The 250-nt window shown below is 42.4% G+C and carries 1 protein-coding gene; it reads right to left on the bottom strand.

Annotation, left to right across the window (positions count from 1 at the left end; translation table 11 throughout):
- Positions 1 to 200 (bottom strand): hypothetical protein (locus tag FEZ08_RS12140; RefSeq protein WP_138192778.1); only part of this gene is annotated, 200 nt, incomplete at its 3' end.
- Between the last annotated feature and the right edge of the window lie 50 nt (positions 201 to 250).

Raw genomic sequence — 250 nt, 5'->3', positions numbered from 1 at the left:
GTATCTAAATCAACTGTTGTATCAGTTTTCGCAGTGATAGATGCAACACCTGTTCCACCTTTGGTGTTAAAACTGATGACTTGGTCGTCTGCGGTCCATTTTGCTTTAAGGCTTAATCCGCCAACCGGCATTGTGAATGTTCCGCTGTGTTGTGTGTCAGCACTGTCGAACCATTGGTCAGCCCCACGAAACTTGGACAAATTTCACAATATCGAAAGGAAGAAAATTTATGTCCCAAAACAAGTATACA

The sequence above is a fragment of the Culicoidibacter larvae genome (assembly GCF_005771635.1).
Taxonomy (GTDB): domain Bacteria; phylum Bacillota_I; class Bacilli_A; order Culicoidibacterales; family Culicoidibacteraceae; genus Culicoidibacter; species Culicoidibacter larvae.
The sequence above is the reverse complement of the archived record's forward strand: the minus strand, read 5'-3'. Positions and strand labels throughout refer to the sequence as shown.